This is a genomic window from Clostridium sp. AM34-11AC (assembly GCF_003435375.1).
In the GTDB taxonomy this organism is placed as follows: Bacteria; Bacillota; Clostridia; order Lachnospirales; family Lachnospiraceae; genus Pilosibacter; species Pilosibacter fragilis.
This window is the reverse complement of sequence record NZ_QWGL01000009.1, coordinates 51,979-75,599: the sequence shown is the minus strand read 5'-3', so window position 1 is coordinate 75,599 and position 23,621 is coordinate 51,979. Positions and strand designations below refer to the sequence as shown.

The 23,621-nt window shown below is 48.0% G+C and carries 19 protein-coding genes; 8 read left to right on the top strand and 11 right to left on the bottom strand.

Going from position 1 to position 23,621, the window contains the following annotated elements; all coding sequences use genetic code 11:
• Window positions 1-41 precede the first annotated feature (41 nt).
• Window positions 42-659 carry a hypothetical protein gene (locus tag DW826_RS07810; RefSeq protein WP_117552459.1) on the top strand — a complete coding sequence of 206 codons (618 nt, stop codon included), beginning with the start codon at window positions 42-44 and terminating at the stop codon, window positions 657-659.
• Between the two features lie 225 nt (window positions 660-884).
• On the opposite strand, the gene prfB is transcribed toward DW826_RS07810, so the two are convergent.
• From prfB to DW826_RS07795, 3 genes are all read right to left on the bottom strand, one after another.
• Window positions 885-2,024 (bottom strand): peptide chain release factor 2, encoded by a 1,140-nt coding sequence (gene prfB / locus DW826_RS07805; protein ID WP_117552468.1) that lies wholly within the window; start codon window positions 2,022-2,024, stop codon window positions 885-887.
• 148 nt (window positions 2,025-2,172) lie between these two features.
• The gene (gene secA, locus DW826_RS07800; protein ID WP_015553798.1) at window positions 2,173-4,749 is read right to left on the bottom strand and encodes a preprotein translocase subunit SecA; all 2,577 of its coding nucleotides are present in this window, start codon (window positions 4,747-4,749) and stop codon (window positions 2,173-2,175) included.
• Window positions 4,750-5,065: 316 nt separating this feature from the next.
• The gene (locus DW826_RS07795; protein WP_133304050.1) at window positions 5,066-5,338 is read right to left on the bottom strand and encodes a hypothetical protein; all 273 of its coding nucleotides are present in this window, start codon (window positions 5,336-5,338) and stop codon (window positions 5,066-5,068) included.
• 354 nt (window positions 5,339-5,692) lie between these two features.
• Between DW826_RS07795 and raiA the strand changes: the two genes are divergently transcribed.
• On the top strand, window positions 5,693-6,220 hold the full coding sequence (raiA, locus tag DW826_RS07790; RefSeq protein WP_015553800.1) for a ribosome-associated translation inhibitor RaiA: 528 nt from the start codon (window positions 5,693-5,695) through the stop codon (window positions 6,218-6,220).
• A gap of 173 nt (window positions 6,221-6,393) precedes the next feature.
• Here raiA and sdaAA read toward each other — a convergent pair whose 3' ends face one another.
• From sdaAA to DW826_RS07750, 8 genes are all read right to left on the bottom strand, one after another.
• Window positions 6,394-7,278: an L-serine ammonia-lyase, iron-sulfur-dependent, subunit alpha gene (gene sdaAA / locus DW826_RS07785; protein WP_117470172.1), complete on the bottom strand. Its 885-nt coding sequence runs from the start codon at window positions 7,276-7,278 to the stop codon at window positions 6,394-6,396.
• Between the two features lie 14 nt (window positions 7,279-7,292).
• The gene (sdaAB, locus tag DW826_RS07780; protein ID WP_015553802.1) at window positions 7,293-7,970 is read right to left on the bottom strand and encodes an L-serine ammonia-lyase, iron-sulfur-dependent subunit beta; all 678 of its coding nucleotides are present in this window, start codon (window positions 7,968-7,970) and stop codon (window positions 7,293-7,295) included.
• Between the two features lie 374 nt (window positions 7,971-8,344).
• Complete coding sequence (locus DW826_RS07775) at window positions 8,345-9,349, bottom strand: tyrosine-type recombinase/integrase (protein WP_347472305.1); 1,005 nt, start codon at window positions 9,347-9,349, stop codon at window positions 8,345-8,347.
• 104 nt (window positions 9,350-9,453) lie between these two features.
• Complete coding sequence (locus tag DW826_RS07770; protein ID WP_147327135.1) at window positions 9,454-9,636, bottom strand: hypothetical protein; 183 nt, start codon at window positions 9,634-9,636, stop codon at window positions 9,454-9,456.
• 132 nt (window positions 9,637-9,768) lie between these two features.
• Window positions 9,769-11,253 carry an RNA-binding domain-containing protein gene (locus DW826_RS07765; RefSeq protein WP_117552456.1) on the bottom strand — a complete coding sequence of 495 codons (1,485 nt, stop codon included), beginning with the start codon at window positions 11,251-11,253 and terminating at the stop codon, window positions 9,769-9,771.
• A gap of 459 nt (window positions 11,254-11,712) precedes the next feature.
• Window positions 11,713-13,035 (bottom strand): C40 family peptidase, encoded by a 1,323-nt coding sequence (locus tag DW826_RS07760; protein WP_117552455.1) that lies wholly within the window; start codon window positions 13,033-13,035, stop codon window positions 11,713-11,715.
• A gap of 259 nt (window positions 13,036-13,294) precedes the next feature.
• Window positions 13,295-14,275 carry a thioredoxin-disulfide reductase gene (trxB, locus tag DW826_RS07755; protein ID WP_015553807.1) on the bottom strand — a complete coding sequence of 327 codons (981 nt, stop codon included), beginning with the start codon at window positions 14,273-14,275 and terminating at the stop codon, window positions 13,295-13,297.
• A 324-nt stretch (window positions 14,276-14,599) separates the two neighbouring features.
• The gene (locus tag DW826_RS07750) at window positions 14,600-16,561 is read right to left on the bottom strand and encodes an aconitate hydratase (protein ID WP_117552454.1); all 1,962 of its coding nucleotides are present in this window, start codon (window positions 16,559-16,561) and stop codon (window positions 14,600-14,602) included.
• Window positions 16,562-16,917: 356 nt separating this feature from the next.
• Here DW826_RS07750 and DW826_RS07745 point away from each other — a divergent pair, with 356 nt between their 5' ends.
• The 6 genes from DW826_RS07745 to fabG all read left to right on the top strand — a co-directional run bounded on the left by DW826_RS07745 (window position 16,918) and on the right by fabG (window position 23,618).
• A complete protein-coding gene (locus tag DW826_RS07745; RefSeq protein WP_117552453.1) occupies window positions 16,918-17,793 on the top strand; it encodes a LysR family transcriptional regulator in 876 nt (291 codons plus the stop codon).
• 150 nt (window positions 17,794-17,943) lie between these two features.
• On the top strand, window positions 17,944-18,810 hold the full coding sequence (locus DW826_RS07740) for a LysR family transcriptional regulator (RefSeq protein ID WP_117552452.1): 867 nt from the start codon (window positions 17,944-17,946) through the stop codon (window positions 18,808-18,810).
• Window positions 18,811-19,131: 321 nt separating this feature from the next.
• Window positions 19,132-20,181, top strand: a complete 1,050-nt coding sequence (locus DW826_RS07735) for a beta-propeller fold lactonase family protein (protein ID WP_117552451.1) — start codon at window positions 19,132-19,134, stop codon at window positions 20,179-20,181.
• Between the two features lie 12 nt (window positions 20,182-20,193).
• Entirely contained in the window at window positions 20,194-21,447 is a 1,254-nt protein-coding gene (locus tag DW826_RS07730; RefSeq protein ID WP_117552450.1) for an SLC13 family permease, read from the top strand.
• A gap of 368 nt (window positions 21,448-21,815) precedes the next feature.
• Window positions 21,816-22,481 carry a hypothetical protein gene (locus tag DW826_RS07725; protein ID WP_117552449.1) on the top strand — a complete coding sequence of 222 codons (666 nt, stop codon included), beginning with the start codon at window positions 21,816-21,818 and terminating at the stop codon, window positions 22,479-22,481.
• A 405-nt stretch (window positions 22,482-22,886) separates the two neighbouring features.
• A complete protein-coding gene (gene fabG, locus DW826_RS07720) occupies window positions 22,887-23,618 on the top strand; it encodes a 3-oxoacyl-ACP reductase FabG (RefSeq protein ID WP_117552448.1) in 732 nt (243 codons plus the stop codon).
• Window positions 23,619-23,621: the final 3 nt, after the last annotated feature.

Genomic DNA, 23,621 nt, shown 5'->3' with positions numbered 1-23,621 from the left:
AAGGAAAACATAACCAACCAAAAAATTCAGGAGGTTTCACTATGAAAAAGAAGATTATGACTCTCGCGCTTACCGCAGCAATGGCTGCTTCTATGGGAATGACCGCTTTCGCAGGACAATGGGTACAGAACACCACAGGCTGGTGGTGGCAGGAAGACAACGGCTCCTACCCGGTATCCCAGTGGAAATGGCTGGATGGAAATAAAGATGGCATCTACGAATGCTACGCATTTGATTCAAACGGATATATGTACGCGGATACAACAACCCCGGACGGCTATACAGTAAACAAAGAAGGCGCCTGGACCATCGGCAATTCCGTACAGTTAAAATTTGCGAAAGATATGCAGAATGAATCCGGTTCCAACGACAATACCGCTGCTGATAACAGCACATCTGACAATACTGTTTACACAAACGAGGATATGGTCGGAACCTTCCGGATCAACGACGAGAACAGAGAAGATTACTTTGAGTTTATGCTCGGTGCCGGCGATTCTATTGCGGCATTCTACTATGATACCGACGGAGATACCCATATATACAACTTCTCTAAAGTCAGCAATACAAAATACCGCGATTCCTCCAATTCACGTAATCTGACGATCGTAGATTATGATACGATTATTGTAAACGACAGAACCTATATCAGGGACTAATCGCTAATAGCGAGCTGACCACTCCATTCCTTGAAGACATGAAGCTTTCTTCCTGTCGACTATAATTTCTATACCCGTTCCCAGCCCTCGGCATGAAATATTCCTGCCGGGGGCATCTATGATACAGAAGCATATAGAAAAAGCGTATCAACCGATGTATTATCACATCTTTTGATACGCTTTTTTCATGATAACAGTTCCGCCTCACGGCATTCCCGTCTCTTTCTATTCTACATCCTGTCCGCCCTTTACCTGCGGCCGTCCAAGACTTTCCCACTTTAAGAAGGCGCTGATAAATCCGTCGAGTCCGCCGTCAAGAACAGCGTTTACGTTTCCGCTCTCAAAACCGGTACGGTGGTCTTTTACCATCGTGTACGGCTGGAGTACATAGGAACGGATCTGGCTTCCCCATCCGATATCTTTGATATCGCCGCGGATGTCGGAGAGCTTCTCCGCGTTTGCCTGCTGCTTTAACATATACAGCTTTGCCTTTAACATCTGCATCGCCTTGTCCTTGTTCTGGAACTGGGAACGCTCATTCTGGCACTGTACAACAACGCCAGTCGGGATATGGGTGATACGGACCGCGGAGGATGTCTTGTTGATGTGCTGTCCACCGGCACCGCTGGAACGGTAGGTATCAATCCTTAAATCATCCGGATTGATCTCGATATCAAGGTCTTCCTCGATATCCGGCATTACATCGCAGGATACGAAGGATGTCTGTCTCTTTCCGTTGGCGTTGAACGGAGAGATCCTTACAAGGCGGTGTACACCTCTCTCGGACTTTAAGTAACCGAACGCATTCTCTCCGTTGATCTGGATCGTAACCGACTTGATTCCGGCTTCCTCGCCGTCCAGGAAGTCGAGTACCTCCACCTGGTACCCTTTTCTCTCTGCCCAGCGGCAGTACATACGGTATAACATGCTGCACCAGTCACAGGACTCTGTTCCGCCCGCTCCGGCATTCAGTCTTAAGATCGCGTTGTTGTTATCGTACTCCCCTGTGAGAAGTGTGCGGAGACGGAGTGCGTCGAGCTCAGATGTGAACTCGTCGAGCATCTCCTGGATCTCCGGAACGATCTCCGGATCATTTTCCTCATACCCCATCTCGATCATCAGACCGATCTCTTCGTACTGATTCTGGAGCTTGTTGTACTCTGCGACCGTATCTTTCAGGTTTTTCGCTTCCTTCACGAGTCTCGTGGATTTCTCCGCATCCTCCCAGAAGCTCGGCTCCTCCATGGTCTTGTCCAACTCGTCGATCCTTCTGATCTTCGCTTCCAGATTCAGGGAGTCCCTGACCTCCTTCAGTGGAGTTTCATATGTGGATAATGTATATTTAAACTGGTCTAACTCAACCATAGAATCTGTCCTTTCTAATAACATTTCACCAAGGCCGCCTGTTCCCTGTGCGGACCATACGGAATGTTACCTTTCTTATAATGATTTAACAAGGTCAGCGCAGAGGTTCCGCGCTGACCATCATTTCATAAAACAATTGGTATTGATCCTATGCTAACGGTTTTCTTCCGCAGCACTGTTTATATTTCTTGCCGGATCCGCACGGACACGGATCATTCGGGTAGATTTTCTGTGTCTGACGTCTCTGCGGAGCTCTCGCCGCGGAATCGTCACGGTTTGTACCTGTAACCTTGGCAGCCGGCTCTCTCTCCACCTTCTCCTCTACACGGATATGGCAGAGAATACGGATCGTATCTTCACGGATCGCCGCAGTCATATCATCGAACATCTCGTAAGCGTTCATCTTGTACTCTACGAGCGGATCACGGTTGCCGTAAGCCTGTAAACCGATACCTTCACGGAGCTGATCCATATCGTCGATATGGGACATCCACTTGTTGTCGATCACCTTTAAGAGAACGACACGCTCGATCTCACGCACCTGCTCTGCATCCGGGAATTCTGCCTCCTTGGATTCGTAGAACTTCGTTGCCAGTTCTTTTAACATGTGCTTGAATTCGTCCTTGCTCATCTTGCTGATCTCGTCAGTCAGCTCGATCGGCTTTAACGGGATGATCGGAAGAAGAAGATCATTTAATTCCTTGAAGCCCCAGTTCTCCGGAGTCTGCTCGTCACTGACGGACATATCCACAGCGCCCTCAACGATATCGTTGAGCATCTTCATGATCAGCTCACGCATGTTCTCACCGTCGAGTACCTGACGGCGCTCAGCATATACGACCTCACGCTGCTCGTTGTTGACCTCATCGTACTTTAAGAGGTTCTCACGGATACCATAGTTGTTCGTCTCGATCTTCTGCTGTGCTTTTTCGATCGCGGAAGATAACATCTTGTGCTCGATCTGCTCGTTCTCCGGAACGCCGAGGGCATTGAACATGCTCATTAACTTGTCGGAACCGAAGAGGCGCATCAGATCGTCCTCAAGGGAGATATAGAAGCGGGACTCACCCGGATCGCCCTGACGTCCTGCACGTCCGCGGAGCTGATTATCGATACGTCTGGACTCATGACGCTCTGTACCAATGATCTTTAAGCCGCCGAGAGCCTTTGACTCGTCGTCAAGCTTGATATCGGTACCACGGCCTGCCATGTTCGTCGCGATAGTCACCGCGCCGTGAATACCGGCCTGAGCTACGATCTCAGCCTCCAGCTCATGGTACTTTGCGTTTAAGACTTTATGCGGAACCCCGCGCTTCTTTAACATCTGGCTTAACATCTCAGATGTCTCGATGGTGATCGTACCGACGAGGACCGGCTGTCCTTTCTCGTGGGCCTTTACGATCTCCTCAACAACTGCATGGAATTTCTCTTTCTTTGTCTTATATACCGCGTCATTTAAGTCTTTACGGATAACCGGACGGTTTGTCGGGATCACGATAACGTCCATACCGTAGATATTGCGGAACTCTTTCTCCTCCGTCTGGGCTGTACCGGTCATACCGCCTTTTTTCGCATACTTATTAAAGAAGTTCTGGAATGTGATCGTCGCGAGGGTTCTGGACTCTCTCTTAACGTTTACATGCTCCTTCGCCTCGATGGCCTGATGGAGACCATCGGAGTAACGGCGGCCCGGCATGATACGTCCTGTGAACTCATCAACGATCAGGACCTCGTCGTCCTTGACCACATAGTCCTTATCGCGGAACATGAGGTTGTGGGCGCGGAGTGCAAGGATAATGTTGTGCTGGATCTCCAGGTTCTCCGCATCCGCGAGGTTGTCGATATGGAAGAATGCCTCGACCTTCTTAACACCCTGTTCTGTCAGGTTTACGACTTTCTCTTTCTCATTTACGATGAAATCACCGGTCTCGGTGATCTCCTCGCCCATGATGGCGTTGAGCTTGTTAAACTCGCCGGATTCCTCACCGCGGACTAACTGCTTTGCGAGAACATCACAAACCTCATAGAGCTTTGTGGATTTTCCACTCTGTCCGGAAATGATAAGCGGGGTTCTCGCCTCATCGATCAATACGGAGTCCACCTCATCGATGATACAGTAGTCGAGATCACGGAGTACCATCTGCTCTTTGTAGATCGCCATATTGTCACGAAGGTAATCGAAACCGAGCTCGTTGTTTGTCACATAAGTGATGTCACACTGGTAAGCGGCTTTTCTCTCCTCGGAGGTCATGGAGTTTAATACCACACCGACCTTTAAGCCGAGAAACTCATGAACCTGTCCCATCCACTCGGCATCACGTTTTGCCAGATAGTCGTTGACTGTTACGATCTGAACGCCTTTTCCGGCGAGGGCATTTAAGTATGCCGGACAGGTAGAAACAAGAGTTTTACCTTCACCTGTCTTCATCTCAGCGATACGTCCCTGGTGAAGGACGATACCACCGATGAGCTGTACCGGATAGTGCTCCATCTTTAAAACTCTCTTGGCTGCCTCCCTGACGGTTGCGAATGCCTCCGGCAGAAGATCATCCAGAGTCTCCCCCTGTGCGAGGCGCTCTTTGAATTTTCTTGTCTGATCCTTTAATTCTTCATCAGACATCGCCTGCATGGTCGGACGCATTTTTTCGATCTTATCGACGATCGGGTAAATATACTTTAATTCCCGGTCACTGTGCGTACCAAATACTTTTTCAACAAAATTCATTCTGCTTGTTCTCCTACATAAATAAATATACACATGCAGCGATACCCTTTTATCCATCTCGCGGGAGTTATCCACGGATACACGGTCTTTCAAACGCCGGAGCCGGATTTTATCCACATGACGCATGGTTCATCTCACATCAGGCCACTGCATACAAGTTTCTATATCTGAATCGTTTTTGATGTCCGCTGCTCCGTCCTGCGGGATTTTACCGCATAACCGCATACGTCTGCATCGTACAATCCTTAATATTTTAACACCTTCCGGGTTTTTATTCAATGACTTCATGTAATTTTAACATTTCGTACATAAATCCTTATCTCTGCCTGCGCAATTCCCGATAAAACTCCCTGCTACATCTTCTCGCAGCCGCATCGTCCATCTGCGCCGCATCCCTGCTGTTTTTTCTAAAACCGTTTTGACAATTTTTCGACAATTCAATTTTTTCCTCTTCGACATCTCCCTGACTCCTTCCCCCGGCTTCTCCCTCACTTCTGTCTATTTTTCTCTCTTCCTGCCGCTTTTCCCCTTTAAATGTACAACTTGCACAAACCATACATTCGATTGTCTGGTTATCCACTTTATCCACACTCATCCACCGAAATTATGTGGAAAGTTGTCCACCTCGAGAAATGCCGATTTCACGCCATTTCGCAGTTATACACCAAGTTATCCACATTATCCACAAGTTTTTTCCTCCCCATCGGTGGATTTTACGGTTCCTTAATATTTGTTTTATTTTTGTGAACATCTTATAAAATTTACATTTCCGACAACTTTTTTGCCCAATCCCATTGACAAACTGGGAAGGCTTCATATAGTTTTTGAGCTTTTATACACCTTTTTTTACCTTTTTAAATTTTCTCATTTTTTATGTATTTTGGTTGTCTTTTACAGAATTTTGTGCTATACTTAAGTCATCCCAAACAAAGGAGTTGATTTTATGCGTTACACGATCAGCGGAAAAAATATCAACATTACACCAGGCTTAAAAGATGCCGTGGAAAGTAAATTAGGAAAACTGGAGCGCTATTTTTCTCCTGATACTGAAGTACAGGTTACATTGAGCGTAGAGAAAGGACGTCAGAAAATAGAGGTTACGATTCCTGTTAAAGGCAGCATTATCCGAGCTGAGCAGGATTCCAGCGATATGTATGTATCTGTTGATCTCGTTGAAGAAATTATCGAGCGTCAGATCAAGAAATATAAGACAAAGATCGTTGACAAAAAGCAGAACGCCTTAGCATTTAACGAAGCCTTCCTTCAGGAAGAATCCGAGCCGGAGGAGACCGTTAATATCGTAAAGACAAAACGTTTCGCAATGAAACCGATGGATGCCGAGGAGGCTTGCGTACAGATGGAACTCTTAGGACACAACTTCTTTATGTTCCTCAACGCTGATACAAACGAAGTCAATGTAGTTTATAAGAGAAAAGGAAACTCTTACGGACTCATTGAACCGGAGTTCTAAAGAATCCTGAAACTTAATAAGAATGAATAGCCGGGCGGCAGCGTTGATGTGGGAAACCGCACAGTGACTGAAATGCCAGGCAGCAAAAATACAGGCGGTACTTGATTTTAGATTAAGTACCGCCTGTTTATTATGTTTAGATGCCCTTTATCAGTTGCCAACTATTCTTTTCTTCATTTTTGAGTTTCCTTTGCACATGCCGCGCAAGCCTCACATGCGCTCTTCGCGACCGCCATACCGCCCATGGAAGTCTCCCTGAGTTCTGACGGAATCGACCGTCCCACCGCATACATGACACCGATGGTCTCGTCAATCGGGGTGATGCTCTTGATTCCCGCCATAGAAAGTTCCGCGGAAATCAGGGCATTTGACGCCCCCATGGCATTCCGGTTCTGACATGGATTTTCCACAAGTCCGCCGATGGGATCACAAACAAGTCCCAGAATATTCACGATCGCGAAGGATGCCGCGTCGAGACACTGCGCCGGTGTTCCGCCGAAAAGCTCCACAGCCGCTGACGCTGCCATGGCACTGGCCGCTCCCACCTCCGCCTGACATCCGCCCTCTGCTCCGGCTGTCGTGGCATTTCTCGTAATGAGGTATCCCACTGCCGCCGCGTTAAATAACGCCTGGCAGATCTCCTCATCCGTAAATCCGTAGTTTTCCTGCAGGGAACAGCAGACTCCCGGAATTACACCAGAAGAGCCAGCCGTCGGTGCCGCAACGATGAGTCCCATGGACGCGTTGACCTCGAGAACGCCCACCGCATAGGCGATCGCCTTTGAAACCACATCCCCACAGAGATTCTTCTTATTTTCCCTCAGCGTGTGGAGCTTTCTGCTCTCCCCGCCGATCATGCCGCCCATGCTGACGATATTTTCCTTTAACGGCTTCTTCGCCGACGCCTGCATGATGGACCATGCTTTCTTCATTTTCGCCCTTGTCTTCTCCGGATCCTGCTCCAGAAACGTGGTTTCCCGCTCGAACATGGCCTCAGAGATCTTTTTATTTTCCTTTTCGCAGTACTCTAAAAGTTCTGCACCATTTATAAAATTCATCGTTTCTCCCCCCATCAGTCCAGATTGATCGCCGGAACCAAAAGAACGTTTTTCACAGCCTCAAACCCCCGCAGCGCGTTAATCACCTGGCTGGAGACCATAGTATCCACCTCGATGATCGCGTAGGCCATCTTGCCCTTGCTCTCGCGGTAAAGGCGCAGGGAACCGATATTTAAGTCGTAAGCGCTCAAAACGGCCGTCACGAACGCCAGCGTACCCTTTTTGTCGATGTGCTGGACAACAATGGTGCTGTAATTTCCGGTAAGATCAACATCGACGCCGTTTAACCGCGTGATGACCGCATTTCCGCCGCCAATGGACTTTCCGCGCAGGGACATCTCATTTCCATTTTCGTCCTTTACATAGATGTCCACCGTATTCGGATAGATCTCCTTATCTGTGAAGTTTTCCTCGAAGGTAAAGTCAAGTCCTGCCTCTTTCGCGTGCTCAAAGGAATCGCGGATCCTTTCATCATCCGGGTGATATCCAAGGATTCCGCCGACTAATGCACGGTCTGTTCCGTGTCCATGGTAGGTACGGGCGAAGGATCCGTAGAGCACAAAGCGCACCGCCGCCGGCTTCTCCACCATTTTTCCGGCAATAAAAGCGATCCTCAGTGCCCCAGCCGTGTGGGAGCTTGATGGTCCGATCATGTTCGGCCCCAGAATGTCGAACGTTCCGATCTCATTCATACGTGTTTCCTCACTTTTACATATTGTATTTTGTTGTTCCGCAGGTCTGCGCACCTGCCGCGCTGACCATAAAAACATAAGCTGAATGGCAAAAATTCCTATCTAAAATGAATTTTTACATACCACTTTAAAGGCTCTGAGAAGTTATATCTTCTGCCTTCATATTTTGGATTTGTATCCGGCATTTTCCCGGAACCCGCATAAATGCTTGCGAAGCGCGTATTTAAGCCATTTTTCGCATATGCAGTAACTTCTCATATCGTGGCATAAAGTGGCATATTTTGAAAAATTTTGTCGTAAATCTGTCGTAAAAAATCCATCATTTCTGACTATGAAAGTCTCAGTTTTCCTTCCAGATTTGCAAAAGAATTTTTCTATGCCGTTGCTTCCGCATAGATATTCATCGTGGTCGAGATATCCGAATGCCCCATGATTTCCTGAATGACTTTCAGATTGGTTTCATTTTCGCAGAAGCGGGTACAGAACGTGTGCCTCAGATTGTGAACTGAAAAATCCCGAATCAGCAGTGGCTCCCGTTTTTCCTTTTCAGCCAGTTTCACTTCATCCCGATTGTGATCTCTTATAATCCGTTTAATTGCACGATTTATAGTCATCGGGTTATGAAGATTCTGCTCCCTGTTCAGAAAAACAAAATTGGAAAGTCCATCTATCGTCGGAGATTTCAGCTTGAACCGTTTCTGATTCTCACGTTCCTGAAGCAACGCTTCCCTCACCTCTGACAGCATCGGAACTACACGATTGCCAGCGTTCGTTTTGGGCGTTGTAAGACGGAACCGCCAACCATCGTAGTCACGGAAACGGTAAATAACATTATGGTTGATGAAAATCTCATTATTCTCAAAATCACAATCATTCCATCGAAGACCAATCGTTTCACCAATCCTACATCCCGTTCCAAGCAGAAATGTAAACAGTGGCATCCAGTGGCTATAAATCGGCGAGGTTGAAACAAACTGAACAAATGCTGCCTGTTCTGCCTCTGTCAGTGCATGCCTTTGTGGCTTCTCCCAACAATGGCTTTTCTTGATATCACCCTTAAGCCCGTCTGATGGATTACAGCGAATATAACCATCTCTCACCGCCAGTGTAAATGTCGGATGCAGCAATGAATGGATAATCTCCAGGCTGTTCGGTTTAAAACTCAGGTCATTGATCAAGTAATTATAAAATTCCCGAATATCAGAATACTTAATCAAGCTGATTTTCCGCATTCCAAATTTCATACGTACGAACTTATCGTACATATACTTATAATTCGATCTGGTGGATTCTTTCAGTTCCGTCTTGCCACTGAAATAGATATCAAAAACATCATTTAAAAGGATGTTCTGATTTACAAAAAGGATTCCATCCTCCACGTTTTTCTCGGCCTGTTTCCGCTTCTCCCGAAGTTCCTTTAACGTTCCAGCATACACACTATGCCTGCGGTCATCTGCACCTTTATATTCGTAGCTGCCATCATCTAATGTAAACTGCAGCAGCTTCTTGGATTTTTCACTGCAACACAGTCTTTTACTTTTACCACTCTCATATCTGATTTGCAGAATGTATCAAAATCGATATCTGCTGCATCATAAGGCTCTACTACAACCTTTTCTGTATCTTCTGTGGAAGTCTCAGCGGTTACTTCCTCTTTCTCTGCCATTTTATCCATTTCCGTTGGCTTTGTCTCCTTTTCTCGTCTTCTCAAACAATATTTTACACTAAGGCGGTATGATCGTAAACAAGTTCGATTGATCCTATGAATTTTGAATTTTTCGTTACAACAATAAACATACTATGATTCATCGTGTAGCAACCATGTACCCTTTTTGGAAGGACCTACATGTTCCACCAAACCATCTTTCTTCATTTTATTGATATGATACCTGACTCCGGCCACTGATAATCGCATCTGATCTGCGATTTTCTTCACAGTAATCGTTGGCTGTTCTCGCATGATTTCCAGAATCCTGGTTGCGGTTTCCGCATTAGCTTTTTGTTTTTTAATGTTAGTATTGGTTTTTGTGTTAGTGTTAGTGACTTTTTCTGTGTTAGTTTTTATGTTAGTGTTAGTGACTTTTTTTGTGTTAGTCTTTATGTCCGTATCTCTTTTCCGATACATGTTTACCCTAAAATCCCCATCAAAATCAATCAGTTCTGGTTCAGGCAAACCATATTCCGCACAGGCCTCAAACAATCTCGGTATTCCGGTTCCCCATTTCTCAATAATTTTCATATAGGCAAAGGCTCTTGCAATTGCAGGATTTCTCGGTTTTGAATACCCCACCATCATTTTAGAAATGGTGACATTATTTAGGAGCATCCCAGGCGAAGTTACTTCCAGTCTATCATCAAACAATGCCACCTGAATACTCCCCTGTTCGAGATAGCTACGATGTGCTACAGCATTTGCAATAATCTCGCGAATGCTGTCTGTTGGCAATTCATACACATCCTGTCTGTACATACCCTTTATCGTCATTCCCATATTGATTTTTTCAAGGACATACCGATATGCAGCTTCCATCTGTTCCTGAATGGGACCCTCAAATTCTCTCCTGTCAACAAAATACGCACGGTTTGTTCCTTTAAACACACCACACTGGATAGTAGGCTGCTGTGGCATTCTTCCAGTTAAAAGAGCATATGCATTTGTGGGATATATACCACCTTCAGACTCCTTCAGTACACCCCAGGAAATCAATGTGTTCTTGGTTACCTCTTTTATCTTCGCCTTCTCACTATCCTGCCATGTGTTGGCAAGAGCAGTTTCTTTCATACTTTTGCAAAGTTCATTGATGTCACTATCTGAAACCGTCATGTTCTGGCATATTTCACTATCAAAGTGGCGATTCTGCCCTTCTAAAATCAGTTCCTTTAGCATATACCCTTCCACATGTCTGGTTGTGCCAGATACTCTTACATAAGTACCATCAATCATCCCCTGTGATTTTATATAATATGGACGCTGTGCACCTGGTAAAATTTCTACAACAATCACCGTTTTATCTTTAACTGTCTGTAAAGCCACATCCGGTCTGATGGCTGGTTCACACGCATCAGAAATTGCGTTGGTAATGGCATCCATGGTTTTATAAATATTTTCCGTATTCATTCCCACAATTTCTAATGTCTTATCGTCTACTCCGAAAACAATCTTGCCACCTTTACCATTGGCAAAAGCCACCACTGTTTTCATATATTTTTCGCTCTTATCAGGTACCGTCACCTTATACTCGATATTCTTTGATTCGCCAGAAAACAGCATGTTTTCTTTCATAGCAATTACCTCTTAGAGTTCTATGTTTACAATGCTTCTCATCAATTCTATCCTTAATCAGTTTATTTATTCTTTATCATCTTTTCTGCATCTTCTCTTCTAATACAATAATATATATAATATACAGGGGGTGGTAATCATACCTTAGCCAAGCGCTTCCCAGGTTTTTCAATATCCTTTTTTATACTTTTGTCGTAAATCTGTCGTAAATGACCAATTTTTCATCATCGAAACACCCTGCAAAGTCTTATTTTAAGCTATTCTAACTTATCAACAGACTTCATTGTCGGGATTTTTACACACTGCACTATTTCTTATTATACACAATAAGGAGCTGTTTTTCCACAGCTCCTTATTTTTTCTTTATGATCTTTTCTTTTATCTTTTACCCAGTTATCCTGAAGATCAATGGACATCTGCTGCTGGAACAGATTGCTGCATAATAAATTCCTGCAGCTCTTAATCTAAGAAGGTAACCGCTTTCGCCGGAGTACGGTAGTACGCCGTAGAAATAATAATGCCGGTCTTTGATGTGCTGGCGTGGATGATCTTTCCGTCGCCGATGTAGAGGGCAACGTGGTTGATCGTCTTTCCGCTTGCGTAGAATAACAGGTCGCCCGGCTGGATCTGGTCGAGGGAGATTTCCTTGCCGTTTGCCGCCTGGTCTCTTGAGGTACGTCCGGTCGTCACACCGAAATGCTCAAAGATACGCATCGTAAATCCGGAGCAGTCAGCTCCGTTCGTTAAGCTTGTCCCACCGTATACATACGGATTGCCAAGGAACTGTTTCGCATATGCAACGATCGCGGTGCGGACTGCGGAATTGTAGACTGCGCTTCCCGGACCGTTCTGGGTACTCTGATATGAGCCGGAGGTTCCTGTGCTGCTGCCGGTGGAAGTTCCGCTTCCGCCGGGTCCTGCGGTACTGCCGGTATCCTGATTTCCGGTATTCTGGCTTGTGCCGGTCTGGGTGCTCTGGCTGCCCTGACTATTCTGTTCTTTCGTCGTTCCGTTATCCGCGTTCGGATTCTGGGCAATCATTCCGATCGTGGAGGACGGGGTGTCCTTATTTGCAGACGCAGTCTCCTGTCCTGCTTCTTTCTTTAACGCTTCGACCTTCGCGATAGCGTCCTCCGCCTCTTTCCTAATCCTTGCGTCCTCTTCCGCTTTATGGCGCTCTTCCTCGACGCTCACGGCCTGCTTGAACTCCACGCGCTGGGTGACATAATCTTTATGTACATATCCGCTCAGGGATTCATCGACCTGGATCTCGATGAAGTCTCCCTCTTCCTTCACTTCCAGGTACTCAGCGTCCTTGGAAAGTGTGGTGAGTACCGCACTGTCGGTGCTCGGCTGCTCGCGGAGTCTTAAGCTGTCAGCGCTTACCGTCACATAAACCGTACCTATATCTTTCGCGATCCTCTCCGCATCAGCGCCGGTAATAAAGTATTCGGATTTTATGTAACCGGTCACGGTACCGGACTTGATCTGATACCAGGTTCCGCCTTCTCCGTCCACTGTAGCTAAGATCGTTGCTGCGCAGTTGTTGTAGATCTTACCTACAATGCTGCTGGAGATATTCGCCTCGGAGCGGATATTTACGTAATTGCTCACGTGGGAGATCGCCACATTGTCGTATGCCGACTGTTTATTTCCGACGGTGGTAAGTCCCGTTCTCTCACTCACCTGCACCGAAAGGGTTTCCGCCGCATAAGCGATCTGCGGCATCATGAGCGCCACGCTCAGACCGCAGACCGCGATAATTCTTCCTGCTCTGTTCATAGATCGTTTTTTCTCCTGTCTATCTGTCGCCTGAAAACTGCTTGTAAACCATTTTCAAGTGACATTTCCTGATCGATGTCTTGTTTTCTTCGCCTGTTCCCAGGAAATTTCTTTCCTGTTATATCCAGATGGCTCAGGCTTTTATTCTAAAGATTCATGTACCTAAACTCAGACACATGACTTTTGATTTTCTGATTCCTGTCCGTTCAAATATTACTGCCTCTACCGTATCATACGGAATTTTCAGTTCAGGAAATTCCTACTCTATACCGTACAGGTACTGTTCTACAGACGCAACGCAATTTGCCCCGTCTGCCACTGCCGTAACGACCTGGCGGAGCGCCTTTGTACGGACGTCTCCTGCCGCGAAGATTCCCGGAACATTCGTCTTTCCGTCCTCCCCGGCCGCAATATATCCTGCCGGATCCATATCTACGGATCCCTTAAATTCTTCACTGTTCGGGGTGATTCCCACTGCGACGAACACGCCGTCCACAGCCAGATCTCTCTTTTCCCCGGTCTTTTTATTGAGAAGCTTCAGTGTCTCCACTTTTTCCGTTCCACAGATCTCCTCCGGCACAGTATCCCAGAGAATTTCCACGTTTGGAAGCTCCATCAGGCGCTTCTGCAGGCTTTTCGCTCCACGGAATTCGTCTCTCCTGTGGATCACATAGACCTTCTCACAGAGTCTCGCAAGGAAGATCGCGTCCTCAAGGGCAACATCCCCGCCTCCGACCACCGCCGTTATCTTTTTCCGGAAGAACGCGCCGTCGCAGGTCGCACAGTAGGAAACGCCTTTTCCCGTAAGCTCTGCCTCCCCCGGGATGCCAAGCTTTCTGTGGTGGGCACCGGAAGCGATAATGACCGCTTTCGCGAGTCTCGTCTCCTTTTTTCCCACTACCTGACGGATCACAGGCGGGTGTCCCGCTCCCGCTTCTGCCGCCTCTAAGACTTCGTTCTCATCCGCAAGGTCCGCGGTCTCAATTTTTAAGACCGTATCCTTCGCAAACTCCACGCCCAGCTTATCGGCATGCTCCCGGAATTTCATTCCCAGATCGAAGCCGCCGATCCCCGGAAGTCCCGCATAGTTGTCTACCTCATATGTTGTAAGCACCTGTCCGCCGCTCATCATCTCTCTTTCAATCACGAGGGTCTTTAACTCCGCACGTTTTGCGTAGATCGCAGCCCCGAGTCCCGCCGGACCGGAACCGATAATGATCAAGTCATAGATCTGTTCCATGATGCCTCCAATCTCAGTATTTACACCTGTTTCCTATCGTCTTCTGTCCGCACCACGCGGTCAGTCAGCACACAATGCGGCTTCTATAGTATAGCACCATACATATCTATTATACAATCAATTTTCCCGGAATTTAAGTGGCATTCCTGTGGCAAAATCTGCCATCGAACAGCTACGAGAAAACGCAGCCATACGAGGGAGTATGACTGCGTTTTCTGCATCCTAATACATTCACTTGAGGGGTTGGGGTATTGAAGGTATTTATCTGTAACAGTTAAGCCCGTATCTGTATAGAGAGGGTATTTTGGGCTAAACTATTGCATTTTATTTTGCTGCTTCCGCTGCTAATTGCTTCTTTAAGAAGGATAACTGGCCTCCGCTAAGTACAACTGCGATCTCATTGTCTGTGAGATCCAGGCGGGCGCGGAAGGTGAAGTCTTTTGTCTTATCCTTGATGAGAATGGATCTTGTCGGGATCTGGTCGAGGAGATTCTCGAACTCCAGCTCGTCATTCTGGTCAAGGCGGTCATAGTCGGCCGGATCCTCGAATAACATCGGGATCACACCGTGGTTTACAAGGTTTCCTTTGTGGATACGGGCGATGCTCTTTGCGATAACAGCTTTAACACCGAGATACATCGGGTTGATCGCCGCATGTTCACGGGAAGATCCCTGTCCGTAATTCTCGCCGCCAATGATGATACTCTTACCCATGGCTTTCGCCCGTGCTGCGAACTCCGGATCATAGCGGTGGTAGCAGTACTGGGACATCAGCGGGATGTTGGAGCGCATGCTGGAGAACTCAGCGCTGGCCGGGGTGATGTCATCGGTAGAGATATTGTCGCGTCCCTTTAAGCTGATCGGAGCGCAAAGATACTGGGTCGGAGCTTCCGGAACTGGAAGGAACTTGATGTTCGGTCCGCGGACGATCTCGACCTTCTTCGCTTCCTCCTCGGAGAGCGGCGGGATGATCATGGAATCGTCAACAAGATACTGATCCGGCTCCTTGATATCGCCAAGGATCTTTACGTTATCACCCAAAATGTCTTCTGCCGTCGCGAATGTTCCGACGATGGCGGTCGCAGCGGCACTCTCCGGGCTTACAAGATAGATCTTCGCGGTCGGGTTACCGGCACGTCCCTTGAAGTTACGGTTGGAAGTGCGAACAGCAACACCGTCGGTTGCCGGTGTCTGGCCGATGGCACAGCACGGACCACATGCGATCTCAAGAATGCGGACACCTGCAGCGAGCAGCATATCGATGTAACCGTCACGCAGCAGCTCACGGTATGTCTGCTTTGAGGCAATGGCACATGTACAGCTCACATCCTCGTTGACATGACGACCGTTAAATACAAGAGCGGCTTTTGCGATATCCGTGTAACTCGCGTTTGTGCAGCTTCCGATAAATACCTGCTGAACACGTTTCTTTTCTGCATCCTTTAACGGAATCACGTTGTCCGGCTGATGCGGACATGAGATCAGAGGCTCAAGTTCACTCAAGTTGATATCGATGCACTCGTCGTACTCGGCGTCCTCGTCCGGAAGCATCTCAACGTACTTGTCGCCGCGGCCCTGTGCGGTCATGAACTTTTTCACCTGCGCGTCAGCCGGGAAGATCGATGTAGTCGCGCCCATCTCAGCGCCCATGTTCGCGATGGTTGCCCTCGCCGGAACCTCCAGAGCGGCCGCACCAGGTCCTACATATTCATATACATTTCCGAGTCCGCCCTTGATGGTGACAAGCTGAAGCATTTTTAAGATAACTTCCTTCGGGTTGCACCCCGGCTTTAAAGAACCGGTGAGGTTCACTTTTACGACACGCGGCATGGTCAGACGCATCGGAACTCCGGTCATGGCTGTCGCAACATCCATTCCGCCGACTCCGATACAGAGCATTCCGATCGCTCCGCCGTGCGGAGTATGGCTGTCACCGCCCATGCTGATCTTGCCCGGGATACCGAATCTTGCAACATGGACCGCATGGCAGATACCGTTACCCGGTCTGGAAACATGGACACCAAAGCGTTTTGCGGCGGACTGTAAATAAATATGATCATCCGGGGTCTTGTTGTCGACATAGAGCAGGTTGTGGTCTAAGTAGCTGACACTGCACTCGGTGCGGATCCGGTCGAGGCCGATGGCCTCGAATGCAAGGTATGTCATAACGGCATTGATGTCGTGGGTCAATGTCTGGTCAACTTTAATGAAAACTTCCTCGCCCGGAGTCATGCTGCCGGACACGTAGTGGGACTCAATAATTTTTCTGGTCAATGATTTTCCCATGATAAAACCTCCATCATCATCTTCATAGCTGCTGTTTTCGCTTCTTTATTTTCTTTTTCATCTGCACGCTCTGCCGCCTCTGACTTTCCGAAATTTTGCGGCGTCGATCGCGCTCAAATTATCTTTGATCTGGACTCATCATATCATCGGCATCCGGGAAAATAAAATTGAAAGGTGGAATGAAATGATTCAAAAGTGGAATGGGGTACTTTCAAAACCAAATTTTTTCTCTAAAAAACGGGACAAGCTGCCGATTCTGTCGTAAAATAGTACTACAAATCCATGAAACGATTCCGTAGGTCTCCGTATTTCTCGCCCCGGAATCGTTACCATGACTTAAGGGATGTGATTTTTCCATGAAAGACTCCGACTGGAGAATTCTTTATGAACTGCATAAAACATCAAATCTGACGAAAACGGCAAATCTCCTTTTTATGACGCAGCCAACGCTGACAAAGCGTTTAAAACAGATGGAGACGGAGTGGGGCTGTACCATTGTGGACCGGACGCCAAAAGGCCTGACATTTACCGCGGAAGGAAATTTTCTTGCGACACAGGCGGAAAAATATCTGGATCTGTTCCGCGACACAAAGGATGAATTAAAAAAACTGCAGGAGGCCGCACTGACGGAGATCGTGATCGGCGCTTCCTATACTTACAGCAAATACTCGCTCGCGGATGTGCTTGTTCCGTACCAGGTAAAACATCCGAATGTAAAATTCCGGATCGTCAATGATTCCAGTGATGCACTTTACCGCCAGGTTCTCGATGGTTCTGTGGACGTAGGATTTCTGCGCGGGGACTATGAGGGACCGGTAAACCGGACTCTCTTAGGTGAGACACGGGGTTTTCTTGTCTCAAAAACGCCTGTGGAACTGTCCGCGCTTCCCGGAATGCACCGGCTGGAATATAAGACAAATGAAAAAACGACCGGGATCCTGACCAGGTGGTGGGAAATGTGTTTTGCGAACGCTTACCCGTCCGGAATGATGGTCGGGCACATTGACGGAGCATGGAAGCTGATCGATGAGGGGATGGGCTATGCCCTGAGCTTTCTGCCGGAAAACTTTGAGAACCGGTATCAACTGACACTCACGCCGCTTACATGGCCGGACGGAACTCCTGTGACCAGAAGAACCTGGTTTGTGTATCCAAAGGAGAAACGGCTGCCTGAGAAGCTTGCCGATTTTATAAAATATACGGAATCACTTTCTGCGAAAGTTTCCGAATGACCGTCCGATCTGGCTCCGTAATCGTCTAATCACCGCAAGATGAAAAACGCCTGACATGCGCGCATTGTCCAGAGAACAACGTACCTGCACTGACAGCCAAACTTCCCCTTGCTGCTTCATTTTCGTCTTTTATCGGAAGAAGGAATTTCTATGAAAAACATTGACTGGAAAATTTTAAAAGTATTATATGAAAAACGAAGCATCACAAAAGCCGCCGAATCCCTCTTTATGACCCAGTCTGCCCTGACAAAACGGCTGCAGTCCATCGAGAGCGAGTGGGGACGCCAGCTCGTGGAGCGGACAAGCCGGGGTGTGATCTTTACGGATGATGGAAAATATCTGGTCCAGAAAGCGAATATCATGCTGGATTTCCTTCAGGAGATCGAGGACCATTTCGCGGACCGCCATACAAAGACAGAGCTGCTGAAGCTCGGTGTTCCGAACTCGTTCGCAAAGCGCCACTTGCCAAAATTACTTGCCGCCTATCAGAAAAGCGGAGCGAATCTCTATATTAAAACAATTTCAAATTCCAGTGACGTGATCTTAAAGGACCTGATCGACGACACCATCGACATCGGGCTCGTCTGCGGCGATTTCCCGTATCTCGGCGATCAGGTCTGCCTGTTTGAGGAAGAGCTCTACATCGTTGCCCCGAAAGACGCTACGTTGGACTCTATCGAACAGATGCCGCTTATTGAGACCTTCTACAATCCCATGGTCCGCATGATCATCAATCAGTGGTGGAAAAGCCAGTTTGGAAGCAGCCCCCACGAAAAACAGCAGGTTCCATACTTTGATATTGCCATTGAGATGGCAGAGAATGGGCTTGGGATCTGCTTTGTGTTTGGAGATGACTGGAAGATCGATGAAGAAAAGCTGCAGCTGATCCCCGCCTATGACCGGGACGGAAATCCGGTCTCCAGAAAGGTTTCCATGCTGATCTCGGATCACTGCTATAAAAGCGAGGGAATTTCCGATTTTATCCGGTTTGTGGAAAACTATTACGGGGTGAACTGACTCTTGATCCGTCCGCACGGAAAATCTGTATTTCCCGATAACTATTTTGCTCGTAATTGTAAATGTGCGGAACCGTTCCATTTCCGGTTCGTGATCCGGCGCGATATTCCATAATGGAATACCGCGCCTATTCTTTTCCTGAATTTCCATTTGACATGTTAATAATTTATCATATAGGTATCACCAGACAGAATCCCCCGATTTTTCTCTGAAACCGTCATCAGGTTATAGAGAACCCCCACATCGGTACGCAGGATTCCGGAACGTGATCAAGTGGGTATCTTTGATCGAATTATATATTTATCTCAGGAGGAAAAGGAAATGAGCTACGCTTATGTGGGCTGCAGAACAACAAAAGAACGAAACGCAAGGGGAAAAGGATTAAAAGTTTTCGAGATCAACGATAAGACCGGAGACTGGAACCTGATCCAGTGTTTAAAGACGGAGGAGGAAAATCCGTCCTACCAGACACTCGACAATGAAGGAAAATTCCTCTACTCCGTACACGGCGACAAGACAAAAGTCTCCAGCTACAGGATCCTTGAGGACGGAACCTTGTCCCCGTTAAATATGATCGATATCGGCGGAAAGAATCCGGTATTCATCACCGCTGACAAGACAAATCACTATCTGATCGTTGCTGCTCTTCAGGGCGGCGCTGTCTATGTGATCCGAAGAAACGGTGACGGCAGTCTCGGCGATATCGTCTCTGAGACACATCTTCCTGGCAGAAAAGAGGGATCCGTCTCCTTCGCGCACCAGTGCATCTGGGATCAGACAAAGACATTCCTCTTCGTTGTAACTCAGGGAAGGATTCAGGGATACGGACAGGTTCTCGTATACCGCTTCGACGCAGAAAACGGCACTCTCACCGAGACAGACTGCTTCCGCTCCAGAGAGTACGATGAACCGCGCCACATCGCGATCCATCCGAACAACCGGTATGCGTACCTGATCAATGAAAAGGGCAACAAGATGACATACTTCGGCTTTGATGACGTGAACGGAAAGCTTCTTCCGCGCCAGAACCTGCCGACACTTCCCGAGACATATACCGGAGAAGGACAGGCCAGCGCCTCTCTCCTTGACAAAAACGGTGAGATCCTCATCGGTTCCAACCGCATCCACGAATCCATCGTTCTCTACCGCATCGATCAGGAGACAGGTTATATGAAGGAGCTCGGCTACTATCCGGCAATGGGACTCACCCCGCGTTTTATTACCTTCAACCCGGATTACAGCCGTTTCTATATGGCAAATGAAGACAGTGATACCATTATCGAGATGAAACTTGACTCTGAACAGGGCCGCATGGAATACACCGGCCGCGTGATCGCAGCCGAAAGTCCGGTCTGCATCACATTCCGATAGGGAGGTGCACATTTGAATCTTGGTCTTATTTCACTGATCGCTCTTTTAGCAGCCATCGTCATCGGCTTCGTCCGCAAGGCGAACGTCGGAATTTTATGTATCGGCTTCTCCATGATCCTCGGTCTCGTCTACGGGATCAAGGCCGGAGACATCATCAAGGGCTTCAGTTCCTCCCTCTGCATGCAGATGATCGGTATCACATATCTGTTTGCCATCATCAATGAAAACGGAACTCTGGAGCTTCTCGCAAAAAAAATGGTAGCCCTTGTCGGACCGCACAAGGCGCTGATCCCGTTCGTCATGTACCTGCTCGGATTCCTGATCTGTGCGGTGGGACCGGGAGCCATCCCGTCTCTCGCGATCGTTCCGGTCATCGCGATCCCGGTTGCGATATCCGCAGGTGTGAACCCGATCATGACGGCGATCATCGGTGATCTCGGCGTTATGTCCGGACGTATGAGCCCTCTGACTCCGGAGAGTGCCGTTGTCCGTGAGCTTATGGAAGCACAGGGACTTACCGGAAATACTGTTCCGATCATGATGTGTCTCACTGTGACCGCTCTTGTCGTGGCTGTCTTCGTATACATCTACTACAAAGGGTGGAAGGTCGCTCCGCACACAGATCATGAGGACGTTCTTCCGAAATTCTGCAAAAATCAGTGGCTCTCCCTCGCGGGACTTGCCGCTCTCGCCATCGGTGCCCTGTTCTTTTCATGGAATGTCGGCCTCACAGGATTTACCGTCGGTTCCGTTCTGATCGTGCTCGGATGCGGCGATGAAAAGACTGCGTTTAAGATGATCCCGTGGAACGTGATCATCATGGTTCTCGGTGTCGGCATCTTAATGAATGTCATCTCCCTCTCCGGTGGTATCGACATCATGGTCGACGGTCTGGAATCCGTTATGGGACCGAAGACAGCCGCAACGATCATAGCGATCGCAGCAGGCCTCATGTCCTTCTTCAGCTCCGGACTCGGCGTTGTATTCCCGACCTTGATCCCGACAGCCAGCGGGCTCGCTGCGAGCATCGGAGGTGTAACCGCATTAGAGCTTGTCTCCGTGATCGTTATCGGAGGAACTGTTTCCGGCTTCACACCGATCTCCACCACCGGTGCCCTCATCATGGCAGGTGTTGCGCAGCAGGAGGAGGCAGACGAAAAATTCCCACAGAACAGACTGTTCGTCGAGCTGTTCGCGGTATCCTTCATCGCGCTTGCGGTGTTGGCAGTATTCGCTTTTATCGGAATTTACAAGATTATTGCTTAAATTTAGATAATTATGGCCTTTTAAATAACAAGCGGAATGCCTGGTGAGTTTTCATCGGGCATTTTTCTTAAGGGGTTACCGATAAATTTCAGGAATTGACTTGCATAATATTTTGGCATAGTGAATTGTCCTGAATTTATAAAACTCTTGATCTCTTTCTGTTATAATTGAGATACTGTCAGCAAATCAAATGATAGCTACATAGGAAGAGCCGTGTCCGTTTTCTCGCGAGAATGCGCAGTGATTCTGTGAAGAAATATGTCAGCTTACGCTGATCAGGATCATGCGCCAAGTCTCACGGATGTTCGACTTAAATTTTTGAAAGGAGAATCGCAGTTGCACATATCTATCCAGCTGCGGAACACATCATGATTTTCAACAAAGAAGAAAGAACCTACTGGATCGAAAACTACAAGAAATTCCCAACCTCAAATATTTCAGACGCGATGGATAACCTCGGTCTCCGCTCCGGAATCGTCCTTGGACTCCGCCCGTTAGACGTTTACCAGCCGAGAACCGCAGGTTTCGCGAAGACACTCCGCCAGATGCGCAGAAAGACAGCTTTTGACGGAAAGTCCCTGACAAAACAGGCATCCATCATCGACAGCCAGACCGAGTACGGTGACCTTCTCGTCATTGAGGCAACAGGGCTCACCGACGTTGCTACCGGAGGCGCTATGCTCGCCACAAGAGCCCAGATGCGCGGGGTCATGGGAGAACTCACAAACGGAAGTCTCCGTGACATCGACGAGATCGCAGACCTCAAATTCCCGGTCTACCTCGGCGGCACAAGCCCGGTAAAGAGCGCCCGCATCATGGAGACGGTTGACGTGGATGTACCGGTATTCCTCGGCGGTGTCCAGATCTGTCCGGAGGATCTGGTTTTAATGGACCGCACCGGAGTTGCCGTCGTCCCGAGCGCTCACTTAAAGGAAGTCCTTCTGGAAGCAGAGAAGATCAAGGCAAAAGAGGACCGCATCGAGAGCAAGGTCCGCAGCGGAATGAGCTTAAATGAGGCCAGACAGCAGAAATAACCATATCGAAACCGAAAGCCGTGACTGCATCGATCCTGATGTGGTCACGGCTTTCTTGTTGAGCTCCTTTGAAATATGACAATCCATACGCTGACCGAACTACAACGGATTTTTCCGCTATCCTATTGTAATTCCGGTGTTATTCCCTTAAAATATGCATATCTGCCGTTTTCATCAATCCTCGGAATTCTTATAGTCCGATCATATCCGGCAGCTGTGATCTCATCAAAAGAGCAACGTAACTATTCAGTACCTTCATAGTTACGTGCAAAAATCCATTCCAGATCAGCTTCGCTGATGGGATTTTTGCCTTCCAGCCTATGTTTTCTTACGGTCAGCGCAGCAAGTGCGCAGACCTACTGAACAGTTACAAAGCAACAAAATTTTATACGCAAATAGGAGTTCATTATGAAAGAAACAGTTCTCGTCACCGGCTCATCCCGCGGGATCGGGCGGGCCGTGGCTTTAAAATTTGCTTCCTGCGGATACCATGTCGTGATCAACTGTGCCAGAAGCATCGAACGGATGGAAAAAGTGAAAAAAGAAGTGGAGGCCTTGGGCGCAGAGTGCCTCGCGGTACAGGCGGACGTCGGAAATCCGGATGACTGTAAACGTCTATTTAAAGAGATCGAGTCCCGCGTCGGCCATGTGGATGTCCTCGTAAACAACGCCGGGATCTCCATCATCGGCCTTTTACAGGACTTAAGCTTTGAGGACTGGAACCGGATCCTCTCCGCAAATCTTTCCTCCGTCTTCCACTGCGCGAAGTTTGCGATTCCGGGAATGATCCACAACCACAGCGGAAAGATCATCAATATCTCTTCCGTCTGGGGTGTCTGCGGTGCCTCCTGCGAAGCGGCCTACTCTGCCACAAAAGGCGGCGTTAACGGTCTCACCATGGCCCTCGCCAAAGAACTTGCTCCGTCCGGCATCCAGGTGAACGCTATCGCCTGCGGGGCCATTGATACAGAGATGAACGGATTCCTCTCTGATGAGGAGCATGAAATGCTCTTGGAGGAAATCCCCGCTGGACGCATGGGAAAGCCGGAGGAAGTCGCAGACCTCGTCATGAAACTCGTAGAAGCACCGGATTACCTGACCGGACAAGTTATAAAAATGGATGGTGGCTGGATCTGATCC

Coding starts and splice junctions, on each gene's coding strand:
- DW826_RS07810 (WP_117552459.1), top strand. CDS start 42: ATGAAAAAGAAGATTATGACTCTCGCGCTTACCGCAGCAATGGCTGCT.
- prfB (WP_117552468.1), bottom strand. CDS start 2,024: ATGGTTGAGTTAGACCAGTTTAAATATACATTATCCACATATGAAACT.
- secA (WP_015553798.1), bottom strand. CDS start 4,749: ATGAATTTTGTTGAAAAAGTATTTGGTACGCACAGTGACCGGGAATTA.
- raiA (WP_015553800.1), top strand. CDS start 5,693: ATGCGTTACACGATCAGCGGAAAAAATATCAACATTACACCAGGCTTA.
- sdaAA (WP_117470172.1), bottom strand. CDS start 7,278: ATGAATTTTATAAATGGTGCAGAACTTTTAGAGTACTGCGAAAAGGAA.
- sdaAB (WP_015553802.1), bottom strand. CDS start 7,970: ATGAATGAGATCGGAACGTTCGACATTCTGGGGCCGAACATGATCGGA.
- DW826_RS07770 (WP_147327135.1), bottom strand. CDS start 9,636: ATGGCAGAGAAAGAGGAAGTAACCGCTGAGACTTCCACAGAAGATACA.
- DW826_RS07765 (WP_117552456.1), bottom strand. CDS start 11,253: ATGAAAGAAAACATGCTGTTTTCTGGCGAATCAAAGAATATCGAGTAT.
- DW826_RS07760 (WP_117552455.1), bottom strand. CDS start 13,035: ATGAACAGAGCAGGAAGAATTATCGCGGTCTGCGGTCTGAGCGTGGCG.
- trxB (WP_015553807.1), bottom strand. CDS start 14,275: ATGGAACAGATCTATGACTTGATCATTATCGGTTCCGGTCCGGCGGGA.
- DW826_RS07750 (WP_117552454.1), bottom strand. CDS start 16,561: ATGGGAAAATCATTGACCAGAAAAATTATTGAGTCCCACTACGTGTCC.
- DW826_RS07745 (WP_117552453.1), top strand. CDS start 16,918: ATGAAAGACTCCGACTGGAGAATTCTTTATGAACTGCATAAAACATCA.
- DW826_RS07740 (WP_117552452.1), top strand. CDS start 17,944: ATGAAAAACATTGACTGGAAAATTTTAAAAGTATTATATGAAAAACGA.
- DW826_RS07735 (WP_117552451.1), top strand. CDS start 19,132: ATGAGCTACGCTTATGTGGGCTGCAGAACAACAAAAGAACGAAACGCA.
- DW826_RS07725 (WP_117552449.1), top strand. CDS start 21,816: ATGATTTTCAACAAAGAAGAAAGAACCTACTGGATCGAAAACTACAAG.